Raw genomic sequence first — 16,451 nt, forward strand, 5'->3', positions numbered from 1 at the left:
TTGGGCGGATGCAGCCACAGCAGCCTTCCGTGCCCCTCGTTCCCGCCCCGACGTCCCCCGCGCAGCCCGGCACGCGTACGAGGACCGTGGTGCTCTCCCTCGTCGCCGGGCTCGTGCTGGGCGCCGCGGGGACGGGCGCCGCATGGGCGTTGGGTTCCGGCTCCGGCTCCGCCGCCGGCGGGACCCCCGCGGCGGACGCGCGTGCCGCCTGCGAGGCACTCGCCGGGTTCGACACGGAGAAGTACACGGACAAGGGCCCCGCCGGTGAGATCGCCCTCAACCGCTACGCGGCAGCCGGTGCGCTCTCCGCTTCGGCGGCGGCGGGCGACGCCCGGTACAAGGAGCTGGCGCAGGCCGTTCGCCGTTCGCAGGAACGTCACTCCCGGGTGTTCGAATTCGACGCGGCGGTGAGGCAGGAACTGGACCGGGCTCGCGGGATCTGCCGCGGTCTGTAGTCCGGCCGGCGTTCGGGTCCGGTGCTTCCCCCCGGGAGCAGCGCCCGCCGGGCCCCGGAGAGGGTCTCGTCACCGCCGCGCGCCGGTCCGTGGAACCCGACCCGCGTCGACGGGACCGCTCACGACGCCGATACAGTTCACACGTTCGAAAAGTCGTTCATGGGCAAGGGGCGGGCGGGATGGGTGGCGCAACGGGACAGAAGGGCGCTTGGGAGCTGGACGCCGAGGAGGGGGGCAGGCTCGCGGCGCGGTGGTGGCAGTGGGCGTTCTCCGCGCCCGACGCGTGCAGTCCGGTGCTGGACGAGACGGGTGAGTTCGCCGACTGGCAGCAGCCCGACGACGTCTGGTTCCTGGCGGGAACCTACGGCGGGCGGGTGGTGCGGCGCTGCTCCGTCCCGGTCGGCCGCCCGGTCTTCTTCCCCGTCTTCAACACCCAGCGCCCCGCCCTCCTCTCCTCCCGTCCGGCGATGATGAACGTCGCCGAGGCCACGGCGTTCCTGAACGGGACCCCGCTGACACTGCACGAGTACACCTCGCCGCGGTTCCGCGCCGGGCTCGTGCCCAGGGTCGCCTGGGGCCTGTGGTCGGCCCTGGCTCCCCTGGCGCCCGGTCAGTACGTTCTGGAGATCAAGGCGGACACGGGCGACGGTTTCTGGCTCGACACCACGTACCACCTCTCCGTCACCGCTCCCTGACAGGGCGGCGGGGCGCCGGCGGACGGAGGCGGCGTTCCCGGTGCGGGGATCAGGCCGCCGGCTCCCCGGCGTTCCGGCCGCACCTCCCCCGGGGCAGTACCGGCGGCACCCTCGGCGGCGTCGCGGTCGGCCGCGTCCGGTCCGCCGGCGCGGCGCGTGCCGACCGGGTGGCCCGGGGCCGTCCACCGGACCGGGTCGGTGGTGCTCCTCAGGCGACGGGGGCACCGGCGACGCGGCGCTCGCCGCCGTTGCGCTCCTGCCAGAAGCGGTACACCTCGACGGCCTCTTCGCGCGCCTCGTGGCGCATCGGCAGACGGCGCTCCTGCCAGGGCTTGGCGAACTCGTCGTAGAAGGTGTTCAGCTCGAAGTACTTGCGGTCGTCGACGTAGTGGGGCTCGTAGGCGTCGCGGGTGGTGAGGAAGACGACCTCGTCCGGGGAGCAGTAGTACAGGGAGCCCAGACACATCGGGCAGGGGTGGGCGAGGACGTAGACGGTGGTGCCGGTCAGGTGCTCGGTGCCCAGCCTGGTGCACGCCTCGCGGATGGCGAGGATCTCCGCGTGGGCGGTGGGGTCGCCGGTCTGGGCCACCTTGTTGGGGCTCTCGGCGAGGATCTCGCCGTCCTTGGCGATGACGGTCGCGAACGGGCGGCCGCCCTCGGCGACGTTCCGGTGGGCGATGTCGATGGTGCGCTGGACGAAGTCCATGGAGGGTCCTCCGAAGGTGCGAGGGGATGCGGAGCCGCCGACAGGCGGTTCCGCGGGGTTCGGGGAGGAGGCGGGGCGGGCCGGAACGCCTGTCGTCCGGCCCGCCCCGCCGCCACCCGTCGGTGACGCCGTGACGGCGGCGGTCAGAAGGGCTTGGTCGGCAGGTACTTGCCGTCCAGGGTGATGACGGCGCGCTCGCCGCCCTCGGGGTCGGCGACCTTCTTCACGTCGAGCCTGAAGTTGATCGCGGAGATGATGCCGTCGCCGAACTCCTCGTGGACCAGGGCCTTGAGGGTGGTGCCGTAGACCTGGAGCATCTCGTAGAAGCGGTAGATCGTCGGGTCGGTGGGGATGCCGCCGGGGATCGAGCCGCGGGTGGGGATGGTCCGGAGCAGCATCACCGCGTCGTCGTCCAGGCCGAGGAGCTCGGCCACGGCCTCGGCCGACTCCGCCGGCAGCGCGTGCTGGCCGAGGACGGCGGCGGTGGTGAACGCCACGGACAGGCCGGAGGCGTCGGCGATCTGCTGCCAGGAGAGGTCCTTGCGGATCTTGGCCTCGACGGCCCGGGCGGCGAGGGCTTCGCGGGCGGCCGGGGTGAACTGGGCGTGCGTCATGAGGGAGGTTCCTTCTGTGTGGGGGTGCCGGTCCGCGCGGAAGGGCGGGAACGGCGGGTCGGTGGGGCGGATCGGTGGGGCGGAGGGGGCGGGCCGCCGGTGGGGCGGGCGGGGCCGTCGGCGGGCAAAGGCCCGGACCCGGTGGCCGACGCGGGCGGGGTCCCGGACCCGGCGGGTCAGGCCGCGAGCGTGCGGCCCGCGGCGGTGAGGTCCTCGACCCGGCCGGTGGGGATGTCGAAGACCCAGCCGTGCAGGGCGATCCTCTCCTCCGCCAGGGCCTTGGCGACCGAGGGGTGGGTGGCCAGGTTCGTCAGCTGGGCGAGCACGTTCTGCCGTACGAGGGCGGGGACGTCTCCGTCGGCGGCGGTGCGGGCCACCGAGGCGTCCGCGAGCCGCAGCCAGGTGGCGACCGCCGGGGCGCCGCTGAGGTCGTGCCCCTCGGCGAGGGCGGTCATCGCGCCGCACGCGGAGTGACCGCACACCACGACGTCCTTCACGCCCAGCGCGGCGACGGCGTATTCGATGCTCGCCGCGACGCCGTCGGCCCCGGGGGCGTGGGCGGGCACCAGGTTGCCCGCCGTGCGGATGACGAACAGCTCGCCCGGCTCGGTGCCGGTGATCAGCTCGGGCACGACACGGGCGTCGGAACAGCCGATGAAGAGCGTGTGCGGCGTGTGATGCCCGGCGAGGTGGGCGAAGAGTTCCGCCTTGGCCGGGAAGACATCCCGCTGGAAACGGGCGACGCCCTCGGTGAGGTCCTGCATGGTCACTCCCTCCGGATGATGGCCGGCCCTGGTGGGCTGGTGAGATCCACCATGCATGACCTCCACCTATAGTGTCCAAGAGCCCCTGGGGATAGGAGCTATTGATGTGGTCTATAGATGCTTCCGCGCCTGTCCTCGAACCGCGTCACCCGCGCCGGCGGGTCCGTGGAGCGGAGGAGGGAACCGGTACCGCTCCCGGGTGCCCACCCGCAACGGCTACGGTCTCGCCGCCCCCCTGCCTCCCCGTGCCGTCGCGCCCGGGCCTTCGCCCCGAGTACGCCGCGCCTCCACTGCGACGGGGCGTGGTTCGCGTACGCCCGCTCCCACCCCCCGGACGCCGGGCGCTACGGGATGGCCGCCGGGCCGGATCGCCGCCGCGACGGTGACGGTGGCGCCGCCCGGGGGCGCCGGAAGCGTCCGTCCGGGAGTTCCCCGGCTTCCACAGCACCGTGGCACGGTGCTCACCGCCTGCCGCTCGTCCCCGTCCCTCGAAGAACTCCCACTCGCCCATGGCGCGGGGTCGGCCAAGTTGACGGCCGTCCACGCGGGAACGATCAAGGCTTTTCGGCCCGGTGACCGGACTTCTCCCGCTTCCGGGCGGAGAGCGGTGCGATGACCGGGCCCGGAAGGCGCACGGGGCGCATGCGTTCCACGCGTCCCGCACGCCCCTCGGACACGGGGAGCCACCTGGCTCGTACCGCGGCCGGAGCGGGAAGCGGGCACGCGCCGTCCCCCGACGGGCCCCGGCGGAGCGCACCACGGGAAAATCACGATGTGCGGGCGGGCAAGACTTCGGCCGGACACCTTCGGCCTGTCCGGAAGAGGCCGAAGCCGTTGGTCGGCGTCCTCCCGCCGTGCCAGTGTGTCGCCGCGTCGGGCCACCTCGGGCTGACCGACGACGACATGCCTGGCCGATCAAGGAGAAGACATGCTCAATGGGCTGCAGCGGGGCAATTCCTCCTCGCCGCGTCTTCGTGGCGCGTTCACCGGGGCGGTTGTCTGCTCCGCCCTCGCTCTCGGAGCCGTCCTGGCCGGCCCCGGTACGGCGACCGCCGCGACGGGGGTGGAGCGGAACGCCACGACGCTCTCCACGCAGGCGGCGTGCTCCGTCTCCTGGCGGGTGGGCGTGGACTACGAGGGACTCACCGCGGGCTACAGCTGGGCGTGGAACGTCGTGATCAGCCAGGGAGCCACCGGCGACCGGGTCCGGGAAATCCAGTGCCTCCTCGGCTACCACGGCTACGGCGTGACGGTCGACGGGCAGTTCGGCCCCGCGACCAAGACCGCGGTCACGTCGTTCCAGCGCGCCCGGGGCATCGGGGCGGACGGCATCGTCGGGCCGTCCACCTGGCGCCAACTGCGCAAGTAGCGGTACGGTTCCACGCTTCCGGGCCGCCGTCGTGCACCGGTCTCCCGGAGCGTGACGCCCCGTCCTCCCCGCTCCCCGCACGCGCGGGGAGCGGGGACATCCGGCGGCGCGCCGGGCGAGCGCCCGGCTCTCCGGGCGCGGCCGGCACCGGCTTCCTCCCCGGGCCGTGTCCGGCGGCCGCCGTCCGTCACACGCCGGCCTCGACGTCGGGCTCCGTCCGGGCCTCGTGGTAGTGGTCCCGGTCCATGACCGGGCGGAAGCGCCGGTGCGCCTCCAGCCTTTCGGGGTCCGCCCGCTCCTGCCCGCGCCCCACCAGGGCGTCGCCGGACTCCACGAGCTCCGTGAGGGCGAGACGGACCTCGTCGGCTTCCTGGCCGGTGGCGGCGGCCAGGCGGTCGAGGGACGTGAGGACCTCCCGCGGTCCGCCCAGGTCGTCGGTCAGGTGCGTGACGAGCCCGCCGACGAGCGGATCGGCGCGCATCGACCGGCGGACCGAACCGATCCGCCCGGCGAGTTCGGCGTCCAGGGGCAGCAGCTCTTCGGGCAGCGGCAGGACCTCGGGCATCGACCACCGGGGGCCGTCCGGGGTGCCGGTGAAGCCGTACCGGCCGGCGGTGGAGATCAGCCTCGTCAGCGGCATGCCCTGGAGGGGCAGGACGTGCTCCCAGTCCGCGGCCCACCGGCCGTGGTGCATCGCCATGTCCCGGCGCGGTCCGGGCACGGACGGGTTCCCGGTCATCCGGTGAACTCTTCCTGGAAAAGACGGACGAACGCCGGGAGCGTCGGCCGGCTCAGGAACGGCGCCGTTCGCCCTGCCGTTCCCCACCGCGTGAAGCGGTCGCTCCGTACCGCGCGGAGCCCGGAATCCGGCTCGTGCCGGCGTGCGGCGGGGCGGCGTTGCCGCCGGGGGGGGTCAGGCCGCCGGGTCCTGCCACAGGCCCCGGTTGCGGCGGTACCAGTCGACGGTTTCCTCCAGACCGGCGGGGAAGTCCCTGACCGGGCGGTAGCCGAGCTCTTCGGTGATCTTCGTGTGGTCCACGGAGTAGCGCCGGTCGTGGCCCTTGCGGTCGGGGACGTGGCGCACGCTGTCCCAGCCCGCTCCGCACGCCTCCAGGAGCAGACCGGTCAGCTCCTTGTTGGTGAGTTCGGTGCCCCCGCCGATGTTGTACACCTCGCCCCCGCGGCCGCCCCGGCGTACCAGTTCGATGCCGCGCACGTGGTCGTCGACGTGCAGCCAGTCGCGGACGTTGCCGCCGTCGCCGTACAGCGGAACCGTCTCCCCGGCCAGGAGGGCGGTGATGAACAGCGGGATGACCTTTTCGGGGTACTGGTGGGGGCCGTAGTTGTTGGAGCAGCGGGTGACCCGGACGTCCAGGCCGTGCGTGCGGTGGTGGGCGAGGGCGATGAGGTCGCTGGACGCCTTGGTGGCCGCGTAGGGGGAGTTGGGGCTGACGGGGGCCGTCTCCGGCCAGGAACCCGTGTCGATCGAGCCGTACACCTCGTCGGTGGAGACGTGGACGAACGTGCCGACGCCGTGCCGCAGCGCGGCGTCGAGGAGGGTGTGGGTTCCGGTCACGTTGGTGTGGAGGAAGTCGGCGGCGCCCGCGATGGAGCGGTCGACGTGCGACTCGGCGGCGAAGTGCACGATCTGGTCGTGGGCGGCGGCCAGTTCGCCCACCAGCGGGGCGTCGCAGATGTCGCCGCGCACGAAGGTGAACCTGTCGTCGTCCGCGACGGCGGCCAGGTTGCCGAGGTGTCCGGCGTAGGTGAGCTTGTCGAGGACGGTGACCGTCACGTCGTCGGCGCCGTGCGGGCCGAGCAGGGTGCGGACGTAGTGGGAGCCGATGAACCCCGCACCGCCGGTCACGAGAAGGGACGTGGTGGTCATGACGCGATCTGCACCTCGCTGTGGTCGCCCAGCACGAGTCTGTTGCTGGAGGGCATCCGTGGGGCCTGGGTGACGGTCGCGTTGCGGCCGACGAGGGAGGCCCTGACCCGGCCCACTCCGCTCAGGCGGGCGTCGCGCAGCACGATGGAGTACTCGATCTCGGTGTCCTCGATCCGGCAGCCGTCGGCGATCGAGGTGTAGGGGCCGACGTAGGAGTTGCTGATCACCGTGCCGGCGCCGATGACGGCGGGGCCGACGATGCGGGAGCCCCGGATCCGGGCGCCCGCCTCGATCCTGACCCGGCCGATCACCTCGCTGGCCCCGTCGACGCTGCCTTCGGTGCGCGCCTCGATCCCCTCCAGGACGGTCCTGTTCACCTCCAGCATGTCGGTGACGTTCCCGGTGTCCTTCCAGTAGCCGCGGATGGTGGTCGAGCGGACGTCGCGCCGGTGGTCGATCAGCCACTGGATGGCGTGGGTGATCTCCAGCTCGCCGCGCCAGGAGGGCTTGATGGCGCGCACGGCCTCGTGGACCGCCGGGGTGAAGAGGTAGACGCCGACGAGGGCGAGGTCGCTCTTGGGCTGCAGGGGTTTCTCCTCGAGTCCCACCACCCGGCCCCCGGCGTCGAGTTCGGCGACGCCGAAGGCGCTCGGGTCGGGAACCCGGGTGAGCAGGATGCGGGCGTCGGGCCGTTCGGCGCGGAACTCGTCGACGAGCCCCGCGATGCCGCCGACGACGAAGTTGTCGCCCAGGTACATCACGAAATCGTCGTCGCCGAGGAAGTCCCGGGCGATCAGGACGGCGTGCGCGAGGCCGAGGGGCATGTGCTGGGGCAGGTAGGTCACCCGCAGCCCGAACTTCGAGCCGTCGCCGACCGCGTCCTGGATCTCGTCGGCGGTCTCCCCCACCACGATCCCGACCTCGGTGAGGCCGGCGGCCACGATGTCCTCGAGCACGTAGTAGAGAACCGGTTTGTTCGCCACGGGCACCAGCTGTTTGGGCGACGTGTGGGTGATGGGCCTCAGGCGGGTACCGGAGCCTCCGGAGAGGACGAGAGCCTTCATGCGTCCCACCCTAGGCGGGGGCGCTCAAGCCCCGCTGGGACGCAGGTCGAACCCGGCCGGGCGGGGCGGGGCCGTCGTGCCGCCGTCCGGCGGTCGCGCGGCGACGTCCCGCCCCGTGGGGTCACACCGGGGGGTTGCCGTGCTTGCGGGACGGGGCGTCCGCGTATTTGGTCCGCAGCATCGCGAGCGCGCCGATGAGCGCGGAGCGGGTCTCGGCCGGGTCGACGACGTCGTCCACCAGGCCGCGTTCGGCCGCGTAGTAGGGGTGCATCAGCTCGGTCCGGTACTCCTTGATCTTCTGCGCCCGCTCGGCGTCCGGGTCCTCGGCCGCCTCGATCTCCCGGCGGAAGATGACGTTGGCGGCGCCCTCGGCGCCCATCACCGCGATCTCGTTGGTGGGCCAGGCCAGGGAGACGTCGGCGCCGATGGAGCGCGAGTCCATGACGATGTACGCGCCGCCGTACGCCTTGCGCAGGATCAGCTGGACCCGGGGGACGGTGGCGTTGCAGTACGCGTACAGCAGCTTGGCGCCGTGCCGGATGATGCCGTTGTGCTCCTGGTCGACGCCGGGCAGGAAGCCGGGTACGTCCACGAGGGTGACCAGCGGGATGTTGAAGGCGTCGCAGAACTGGACGAAGCGGGCGGCCTTCTCGCTCGCGTGGATGTCGAGCACTCCGGCCATCGCGGCCGGCTGGTTGGCGACGATCCCGGTGACGTGGCCGTCGAAGCGGGCCAGGGCGCAGACCACGTTCTGCGCCCAGGCCGGCTGGACCTCGAAGTACTCGCCGTCGTCGGCGATCTCCTCGATGACCGCGCGGATGTCGTACGCCTGGTTCGGGTGGGCGGGGACGAGGTCGAGGAGGACGTCGTTGCGCCGGTCGGCGGGGTCGCCGGTCTCCTCGCGGGGCGCGGTCTCCCGGTTGTTGGAGGGCAGCAGCGACAGCAGGAAGCGCACGTCCTCCAGGCAGCTCTCCTCGTCGTCGTAGGCGAAGGCCGCCACGCCGGACACCGCCGCGTGGACGTCGGCGCCGCCGAGCCCGTTCTGGGTGATCTCCTCGCCGGTGACCGCGCGGACCACGTCCGGGCCGGTGATGAACATCTGCGAGGTCCCGCGCACCATGAACACGAAGTCGGTCAGGGCCGGGGAGTACGCGGCGCCGCCCGCGCACGGGCCCAGCATCACGGAGATCTGCGGGACGACCCCCGAGGCGCGGGTGTTGCGCCGGAAGATGCCGCCGTAGCCGGCGAGGGCGGTGACGCCCTCCTGGATGCGGGCGCCCGCGCCGTCGTTGAGGGAGACCAGCGGGGCGCCGGCGGACACCGCGAGGTCCATCACCTTGTGGATCTTCTGCGCGTGGGCCTCGCCGAGGGCGCCGCCGAAGATCCGGAAGTCGTGCGCGTACACGAAGACGGTCCGGCCGTGGACGGTGCCCCAGCCGGTGACGACCCCGTCGGTGTAGGGCTTCTTGCCCTCCAGGCCGAATCCGGTGGCGCGGTGCCGGCGCAGTGCCTCGATCTCGTGGAACGAGCCCTCGTCGAGGAGCGCCTCCAGGCGTTCCCGGGCCGTCAGCTTGCCCTTGGCGTGCTGTCGTTCGGTGGCTTCCGGGCCGGGTCCGGCGACGGCCCGGGCCCTGATGTCGGCCAGCTCCGCGGCGCGGTCCTGGGCGCGGACCGGGGAGACGTCACTGATGGTCACTGGTTTCCTCCGGGGCTGTGGGGAGGTCTGCTGTCGGGTGGGTCCGGCGCCGGGGTCGTCGCGCTCCGCCACGGCCGGCGGGGGTTCCGGGACGCCTCCTCGCGGGGCCCGGGGGTCAGAGTCCGGCGGCGTTCTTGAGGGCGTCGACGCGGTCGGTGCGCTCCCAGGTGAAGTCGGGCAGCTCACGGCCGAAGTGACCGTAGGCGGCCGTCTGCGCGTAGATCGGGCGCAGCAGGTCCAGATCACGGATGATCGCGGCCGGACGCAGGTCGAAGACCTCACCGATCGCGTGCTCGATCCGCTCCGGCTCCACCGTGTGCGTCCCGAAGGTCTCCACGAACAGACCCACCGGCTCGGCCTTGCCGATCGCGTAGGCCACCTGCACCTCGCAGCGCGCCGCCAGACCCGCCGCCACCACGTTCTTCGCCACCCACCGCATCGCGTAGGCCGCCGAACGGTCCACCTTCGAGGGATCCTTGCCCGAGAACGCCCCGCCACCATGACGCGCCATCCCGCCGTAGGTGTCGATGATGATCTTCCGGCCGGTCAGGCCCGCGTCACCCATCGGACCACCGATCTCGAACCGGCCCGTCGGGTTCACCAGCAGCCGGTAACCCTCCGTGTCCAGCTTGATCCCGTCCTCCACCAGCCGCGCCAGCACGTGCTCGACGACGAACTCACGGATGTCCGGGGCCAGCAGCGACTCCAGATCAATGTCGCTGGCGTGCTGCGAGGAGACCACCACCGTGTCCAGACGCACCGCCTTGTCACCGTCGTACTCGATGGTGACCTGCGTCTTGCCGTCCGGACGCAGATAGGGAATGGTCCCGTTCTTGCGGACCTCGGTCAGCCGCCGCGAGAGCCGGTGCGCGATGTGCACCGGCAACGGCATCAGCTCCGGCGTCTCGTCCGACGCGTAACCGAACATCAGACCCTGGTCCCCGGCCCCCTGCCGGTCCAGCTCGTCGCCCCCTTCCCTTCCGGAGGCACCCTCGACCCGCTTCTCGTACGCGGTGTCCACACCCTGGGCGATGTCCGGCGACTGCGACCCGATCGACACCGACACACCGCACGAAGCGCCGTCGAAGCCCTTCTTCGAGGAGTCGTACCCGATCTCCAGGATCTTGTTGCGCACCAGGGTGGGAATGTCCGCCCACGCCTTGGTGGTCACCTCACCGGCCACATGCACCAGACCGGTCGTGATCAGCGTCTCCACCGCCACGCGCGAGGTCGGATCCTCACGCAGCAACGCGTCGAGAATGGTGTCGCTGATCTGGTCAGCGATCTTGTCGGGATGTCCCTCGGTGACGGACTCCGAGGTGAACAGACGACGGGACATGGCTCTCCAGACGTTGCGGGACGTGCTCCGGACTCTCGTGGGGATCGGTCGGGGGCCGCTCGACCGGGGCCGCCCTCCCCGGCGCGGGCCGCGGCGGCGGAACGGCCGCCGTCAGGAGGCCCAGGTGCCCGGCGCGCGGTACGCCGGTCCGGGCCGGTGGGGAAGCCTGCCGCTCCGCGGTCCGGCGGACGGACCGGTCTCGTGGAGCCGGCACAGACGGGCCATGAGCAGCGCGGCCACGGCGGCGGTCTCCTCGGGCGTGGGGTTTCCCCGGGAGATGTGGATCGAGGCCATCGCCAGCGCCGTCGAGGGCGGGGGTCCGGCGGGTCCGGCCGGCCGGGGCGGGTGATCCGGCGCGCTCCCGGAAGCGGGCGGGCGGGTGCCGTCGTTCGCCGGCGGCCATTCGTCGACGGTACTCATGCGGGCCCTTTCGGCAGTACCTTCCGGAAACGTCCGGCGTCGCGTTCCCCGGCTCTCCGGAGACGCTCGATCCCGACTCGGGCCGTCCCTTCGGAACGCCCGGTGAATACCGCTCCGCGCCACCGGCCCGGCGGCCGTCCGCAGCGTTTCCTTCGGAACGAATTACGACGGAAATAATTCCGGTGGAATTCGAGAGCCGTGCGGGGGGCGCCGGGCGGAATCCATCCGGCGCGCACGGGAATCCGTCGCGGTCGCGCCGGAGGAGGGGGCCACGTCCGGTGGGCGCCGCCAGGCCCGCCCCTCCGGATCAGAAGTTGCCGAGGCCGCCGCAGACGTTGAGGGCCTGGGAGGTGAGGGAGGCCGCCGTGTCGGTGGTCAGGTAGCCGACCAGGCCGGCGACCTCCTCCGGGGTGGAGTAGCGGCCGAGCGGGATCTTCGCGGTGAACTTCCGCATGATCTGCTCCTCGGAGGTGTCGTAGGCGGCCGCGTAGCCGGAGCGCACGCGCTGGGCCATGGGGGTCTCGACGTATCCCGGGCAGACGGCGTTGACGGTGATGCCGGTGGGGGCGAGTTCGTTGCCGAGGGCCTTGGTGAAGCCGACGACACCGTGCTTGGAGGCGGAGTAGGGGGCCCCGAGGACGACGCCCTGCTTGCCGGCGGTGGAGGCGATGTTGATGATCCGGCCGCGGCCGGACTCCCGCATGCCGCCGTTCCTGAGGACCTCCCGGGTGAGCCGGAAGACGCTGGTGAGGTTGGTGGCGATGACGTCGTCCCACAGCTCGTCGGTGAGGTCGGCGGTGGGGCCGCCGCCGCTGCGTCCGGCGTTGTTGACGAGGACGCCGATCGGGCCGAAGGTCTCCACGGCGGTCGCGACGAGCGCCACGACCGACTCGGGGTCGCGGACGTCGGCGACGGCGCCGGCCACCTCCAGGCCCTCGGCGAGCAGTTCCGCCACCGTCTCCTTGACCTGCCGCTCGGTCCGGGCGCAGAGGAAGACCCGGTGACCGCGGCGGGCGAGGTCGCGCACCACGGCCAGTCCGATCCCGCTGGTGCCGCCGGTGACGAGGGCCGCCGTGCTGGTCTGTGTGGTCATGGGTCTACCTCCGTCAGGGTCATGGATGCCCCCGACCTTTTCCCGGCCCACTCGACGGTTGCCCGAGCGGCGCTTGAGGGAAGGTCTTCGCGGCCCGTTCCCGGAGTTCCGCTGGAAACGCGCTCGAATCCCGCTGCACGCTCCGTCGAATTCCTTTTCCGGATATCCCAGGAGGTTGTCGGGACGGCTTCCCGACCCGCAGGATTGCGAAAGAACCGGAGGACCGGAGACACATTCCCCGGAAGGAATGCGATGAGCAGCCAGACAGATGCCGTGCGCCGGATGATCCAGGCGTACAACACCGGAAACACCGACGACGTGGCGGAGTACATCCACCCGGACTACCTCAACCCGGCCGCGCTGGAGCACATGGACCTGCGCGGCCCCGATTCCTTCGCCATGGCCGTCAAGTGGCTGCGGATGACGTTCTCGGAGGAGGCCCGGCTGGAGGAGGTGCAGCTGGAGGAGCGCGGGGAGTGGGTGCGCGCGTACCTGGTCCTGTACGGCCGTCACGTGGGGGACCTCGTCGGCATGGCCCCCACCGGCCGGGTCTTCTCCGGCGAGCAGATCCACCTCCTCCGCTTCGTCGACGGCAAGATCCGCGACCACCGGGACTGGCCGGACTACCAGGGCACGTACCGGCAGCTCGGCTCGCCGTGGCCGGAGCCGCGCGGCTGGAGGGACTGAGCCGTGTTCCTGGTCACCGGAGCCACCGGCAAGGTCGGCCGCGAGGCCGTCGACCAGTTGCTCGCGCTGGGCCTTCCGGTCCGCGCGCTGAGCCGCAGCCCCGAGGAGGCGAACCTGCCCGGGGGCGTGGACGTGGTGGCGGGCAGTCCCGCCGATCCCGCCTCGCTGACGGCCGCCTTCGACGGGGTCACCGCCGCCCTGGTGGTGCTCTCCGGCGACGTCGGCGGTGAGGCCGCCCACGTGGCGGCCGCCGCCCGCGCGGCCGGCACCTCCCGGATCGTGCTGCTGTCCTCCGCCGGCATCGAGCACCCGGTGCCGCACGGCATCGCGGAGGAGCACCGGGCGGCCGAGGTGGTGATCGAGGAGTCCGGGGTGCCGTGGACCTTCCTGCGGCCGGGCCCGTTCCACGCCAACACCTCCTGGTGGATCCGTACGGTCCGCGAGTCGGGCTCGGTGCGCTGCTGGATCGGCAACAATCCCGGCGCCCCGATCGACGAGTACGACATCGCCTCGGCGGCGGTGGTCGCGCTCACGCGGGACGGCCACCTCGGGAAGTCGTACCTGCTCACCGGTCCGGAGACGCTGACCTCCGAGGAGCAGGCCCGCATCCTGGGCGGCGTGCTGGGACGGGAGCTGGAGTTCTCGGTGGCGCCGCCCGAGGAGGTGGTGGACGTGTTCGCCGGGATCACCGGGGACCGTCCGGCCGCCGAGAGCAACGTGGCGGCCCTGCGCAGTCCCGAGGTGCCGTGGGCCAGGCCCACCGGCGCGGTGCGTGACCTCACCGGGCGCGATCCGCGCCCCTACCGCCGGTGGGCCGCGGAGAACGCGGCCCTGTTCCGCTGAACAGCCGGGAAACGCGTCAAGCGAATGGAGGGAAGGGTCGGATGAGCAGGATTCTGGTGACCGGTGCGACCGGTCTGCAGGGCGGGGCGGTGGCGCGCGAGCTGGTCCGCCGCGGCCGGCCGGTGGCCGCACTGGTGCGGGACCCGGCCTCGGAGCGGGCGCGGGGGCTCGCGGACCTGGGGGTGGAGCTGGTCCGGGGCGACCTCGACGACGAGGCGTCGCTGCGGTCGGCGCTGGAGGGCTTCCACGGCCTGTTCGCCGTGCAGAACTTCATGACCCCGGCCGGGCTGGGGGGTGAGGTGCGCCAGGGCCGGGCGCTCGCGCGGGCCGCGAAGGCCGCCGGCACCGGTCACGTGGTGTACACGTCGGTGGGCGGCGCGGAGCGGGAGAGCGGGGTTCCGCACTTCGACTCCAAGCGGGGCATCGAGCGGTACCTGGAGAACACGGGCGTGCCGCTGACGGTGCTGCGCCCGACGTTCTTCATGGACAACTTCGCCGCTCACGGGCCCGAGCGGGTGGACGGCACGCTGGTGGTGCGACTGGCGCTGAAGCCCGACACCCGGGTGCAGTTCATCGCGGTGGACGACATCGGCTGGTTCGCCGCCGAAGCCTTCGACCGGCCGGAGGAGTACGTGGGCCGGGCGGTGGAGATCGCCGGTGACGCCCTGACCGCGACGGAGATCGCGGAGGCGTTCTCGGTCCGCTCGGGCCTGCCGGCCCGGTTCGAGGAGCTTCCGCTGGACGCGGTGGCGGGCAACCCGTACATCCCCAACGCCCCCGACATCGCCTTGATGTTCGAGTGGTTCCAGGAGCACGGGTACCGGGCGGACATCGAGGCGCTGCGGGCCGCGCACCCGGGGCTGCGGTCCTTCGCGACCTACCTGGAGGGCATCCCGGTGCCCACGGCCTGACGGCCGCGCCGGGCGGGCGACGGGGCCGGGGACCGCGCGGGCGGTCTCCGGCCCCGTCCGCGTGCGGGCCGGCGGCCGCGCGCCCGAGGCGCCGTCCGCGTGCGCGCGAGCGGGACTCCAGCGGCGGACGCGACGGTGGGAAGGCCGTCGAGCGCACCGGCAGCCCGGCGGATGGCGCGCGACGCGCACGGCCGGCACGGAACGCGAGACGAAAGCGAGACAGCCTTGGCAACCCCCACGCGGCACCGCCCCCCGTCCGGCGTCGACCGGACGCGGGAACCGTCCGGGAGAGAGAGGGAGGGAGCGCCGCCCGGGGCCCCGGCCCCGGCGGCGCGGAAACCCTTCCGGCTGAGTCCCCGAGGGCGGAAGCTGACCCTCGTCCTGCACATCCTGTCGTCGGTCGGCTGGCTGGGCCTGTCCCTGTCGATGGCCACCCTCGCGCTCATCGGACACCTCACCTCGGACCCCGGCGTGGCCGAGGGCGCGTACTACGCGATGTACGTCTTCGACGAGAGCACCGTCTCGGTGGTCAGCCTGGTCTGCGGGGTCACCGGCGTGCTGCTGGGATGCGGGACGCCGTGGGGCCTGATGCGCCACTGGTGGCTGGTGGTGAAGTGGGTCCTCACCCTGGTCGTCACGGCCTTCGCCTGGGTGTACACCCATCCGCTGGTGCTGACCGCCGCCGAGAAGGCGGCCGCGACCGGGGGCGGGGTCCACCGGCCGAGCCCGGAGGGGACGCTGCTGGCCTGGACCGTGCCGCCGGTCTTCGGCGTGCTGGTGCTGGTGGGCGTCGTCTCGGTCTACAAGCCGTGGGGGCGCACCCGCCGGGGACTCCGGTACGCGCGGGCCCTCGCGGGCTCCTCCGCCCCGGCCGCCGGTTCCGCCCCGGCCACCGGGCCGGTCCGGGCCGGGGACGTACCGGTGACCGTCGGGGCCGTCGACCGGCCGGCCGAGGGCGTCGTGGGCCTGCGGCTGGTGCCCGCCTCCGGAGCGGCCGCCGAACCGTGGCGGCCGGGCGCGCACATCGACCTCGTCCTGCCCTCGGGGAAGGTGCGCCAGTACTCGCTGCACGGCGATCCGGCGGACGGGTCGGCCTATCACGTGGCGGTGCTGCGGGAACCGGCGGGCAGGGGCGGTTCGGCCGAGGTCCACGGCCTGTCCGTGGGCGACCGCGTCGCCGTGCGCGGGCCGCGCAACCACTTCCCGCTGGCCGGCGCCCCCGCCTTCCTGTTCGTCGCGGGCGGCATCGGGATCGTCCCCTTCCTGCCCATGATCGAGGAGGCCGAGCGGCGGGGCACCCCCTGGCGGCTGCTGTACGTGGGCCGCAGCCGCGCCTCCATGGCGTTCCTGCCCCGGCTGGAGCGGTACGGCGCGGAACGGGTCTCCGTGTACGCGCGCGACCTGACGGACCGTCCCGACCTCGCCGCGCACCTGTCGGCGTGCCCGGCGGGCACGGCGGTGTACTGCTGCGGCCCGGACGGGCTGACGCGGGCCGTCGAGGAGCTGATGGACACCGCCTGTCCCGGAGGGGTCCTGCACCTGGAGCGGTTCGCGGCCCCGGCGGACACGGCCGCGGGCGAGAACCTCCCGTTCGAGGTCGAACTCGGCAGCACCGGTGCGGTGGTGGGCGTCCGGGCCGACCAGTCGGCCCTGGACGCCCTGCGGCAGGAGGCGCCCGCCCTCTCCGCCTCCTGCGAGGACGGCCTGTGCGGAAGCTGCGAGCTGCGCGTGCTGCGGGGCGTCCCCGACCACCGTGACCACGTCCTCTCCCCCGCCGAGCGGGAACGTACGGACGTGATGTACCCGTGCGTCTCGCGGGCCCGCGGCGGCCGGGTCGTGGTGGACCTGTAGCGCGCGGGCCCGGGACGGACGTCCGTCCGTTCCGGGCCCGCCGCGGCGACGGCCTC

The 16,451-nt window shown here is 73.0% G+C and carries 17 protein-coding genes; 7 read left to right on the plus strand and 10 right to left on the minus strand.

Going from position 1 to position 16,451, the window contains the following annotated elements; all coding sequences use genetic code 11:
• Positions 1-8 precede the first annotated feature (8 nt).
• Both ACZ6AQ_RS08945 and ACZ6AQ_RS08950 read left to right on the plus strand, forming a co-directional pair.
• Positions 9-455: a hypothetical protein gene (locus tag ACZ6AQ_RS08945; RefSeq protein WP_468758611.1), complete on the plus strand. Its 447-nt coding sequence runs from the start codon at positions 9-11 to the stop codon at positions 453-455.
• Positions 456-634: 179 nt separating this feature from the next.
• Positions 635-1,150 (plus strand): hypothetical protein, encoded by a 516-nt coding sequence (locus tag ACZ6AQ_RS08950; RefSeq protein ID WP_468758612.1) that lies wholly within the window; start codon positions 635-637, stop codon positions 1,148-1,150.
• 208 nt (positions 1,151-1,358) lie between these two features.
• On the opposite strand, the gene ACZ6AQ_RS08955 is transcribed toward ACZ6AQ_RS08950, so the two are convergent.
• From ACZ6AQ_RS08955 to ACZ6AQ_RS08965, 3 genes are all read right to left on the minus strand, one after another.
• A complete protein-coding gene (locus ACZ6AQ_RS08955) occupies positions 1,359-1,856 on the minus strand; it encodes a nucleoside deaminase (RefSeq protein ID WP_468758614.1) in 498 nt (165 codons plus the stop codon).
• Between the two features lie 143 nt (positions 1,857-1,999).
• Entirely contained in the window at positions 2,000-2,470 is a 471-nt protein-coding gene (gene cynS / locus ACZ6AQ_RS08960) for a cyanase (RefSeq protein ID WP_388700292.1), read from the minus strand.
• A gap of 176 nt (positions 2,471-2,646) precedes the next feature.
• Positions 2,647-3,234, minus strand: coding sequence for a carbonic anhydrase (locus tag ACZ6AQ_RS08965; protein WP_468758615.1), 588 nt, complete (start codon positions 3,232-3,234; stop codon positions 2,647-2,649).
• Positions 3,235-4,162: 928 nt separating this feature from the next.
• Here ACZ6AQ_RS08965 and ACZ6AQ_RS08970 point away from each other — a divergent pair.
• The gene (locus tag ACZ6AQ_RS08970; protein WP_468758617.1) at positions 4,163-4,603 is read left to right on the plus strand and encodes a peptidoglycan-binding domain-containing protein; all 441 of its coding nucleotides are present in this window, start codon (positions 4,163-4,165) and stop codon (positions 4,601-4,603) included.
• Positions 4,604-4,790: 187 nt separating this feature from the next.
• Here the strand turns inward: ACZ6AQ_RS08970 and ACZ6AQ_RS08975 are convergent, their stop codons facing one another.
• From ACZ6AQ_RS08975 to fabG, 7 genes are all read right to left on the minus strand, one after another.
• Positions 4,791-5,342 (minus strand): DUF6042 family protein, encoded by a 552-nt coding sequence (locus tag ACZ6AQ_RS08975; RefSeq protein ID WP_468758618.1) that lies wholly within the window; start codon positions 5,340-5,342, stop codon positions 4,791-4,793.
• 174 nt (positions 5,343-5,516) lie between these two features.
• The gene (gene rfbB, locus ACZ6AQ_RS08980) at positions 5,517-6,491 is read right to left on the minus strand and encodes a dTDP-glucose 4,6-dehydratase (RefSeq protein WP_468758620.1); all 975 of its coding nucleotides are present in this window, start codon (positions 6,489-6,491) and stop codon (positions 5,517-5,519) included.
• Positions 6,488-7,555, minus strand: coding sequence for a glucose-1-phosphate thymidylyltransferase (locus ACZ6AQ_RS08985; protein ID WP_468758622.1), 1,068 nt, complete (start codon positions 7,553-7,555; stop codon positions 6,488-6,490). The genes rfbB and ACZ6AQ_RS08985 overlap by 4 nt, the downstream gene beginning before the upstream one ends.
• 121 nt (positions 7,556-7,676) lie before the next feature.
• Complete coding sequence (locus ACZ6AQ_RS08990) at positions 7,677-9,251, minus strand: acyl-CoA carboxylase subunit beta (RefSeq protein ID WP_388700306.1); 1,575 nt, start codon at positions 9,249-9,251, stop codon at positions 7,677-7,679.
• Positions 9,252-9,366: 115 nt separating this feature from the next.
• A complete protein-coding gene (gene metK, locus ACZ6AQ_RS08995; protein ID WP_468758623.1) occupies positions 9,367-10,590 on the minus strand; it encodes a methionine adenosyltransferase in 1,224 nt (407 codons plus the stop codon).
• 111 nt (positions 10,591-10,701) lie between these two features.
• Positions 10,702-11,010: an acyl-CoA carboxylase epsilon subunit gene (locus ACZ6AQ_RS09000; protein ID WP_468758625.1), complete on the minus strand. Its 309-nt coding sequence runs from the start codon at positions 11,008-11,010 to the stop codon at positions 10,702-10,704.
• A 307-nt stretch (positions 11,011-11,317) separates the two neighbouring features.
• Positions 11,318-12,103 (minus strand): 3-oxoacyl-ACP reductase FabG, encoded by a 786-nt coding sequence (fabG, locus tag ACZ6AQ_RS09005; protein WP_388699343.1) that lies wholly within the window; start codon positions 12,101-12,103, stop codon positions 11,318-11,320.
• Positions 12,104-12,355: 252 nt separating this feature from the next.
• Between fabG and ACZ6AQ_RS09010 the strand changes: the two genes are divergently transcribed.
• From ACZ6AQ_RS09010 to ACZ6AQ_RS09025, 4 genes are all read left to right on the plus strand, one after another.
• Complete coding sequence (locus ACZ6AQ_RS09010; RefSeq protein ID WP_388699346.1) at positions 12,356-12,790, plus strand: SnoaL/DnrD family polyketide biosynthesis methyl ester cyclase; 435 nt, start codon at positions 12,356-12,358, stop codon at positions 12,788-12,790.
• Between the two features lie 3 nt (positions 12,791-12,793).
• On the plus strand, positions 12,794-13,633 hold the full coding sequence (locus ACZ6AQ_RS09015; RefSeq protein ID WP_468758626.1) for an NAD(P)H-binding protein: 840 nt from the start codon (positions 12,794-12,796) through the stop codon (positions 13,631-13,633).
• A 41-nt stretch (positions 13,634-13,674) separates the two neighbouring features.
• Positions 13,675-14,544 carry an NmrA/HSCARG family protein gene (locus ACZ6AQ_RS09020; protein WP_468758627.1) on the plus strand — a complete coding sequence of 290 codons (870 nt, stop codon included), beginning with the start codon at positions 13,675-13,677 and terminating at the stop codon, positions 14,542-14,544.
• A gap of 225 nt (positions 14,545-14,769) precedes the next feature.
• Entirely contained in the window at positions 14,770-16,395 is a 1,626-nt protein-coding gene (locus ACZ6AQ_RS09025) for a PDR/VanB family oxidoreductase (protein ID WP_468758629.1), read from the plus strand.
• The last annotated feature ends 56 nt before the right edge of the window (positions 16,396-16,451 follow it).

Source organism: Streptomyces sp. NPDC041191, from assembly GCF_055591945.1.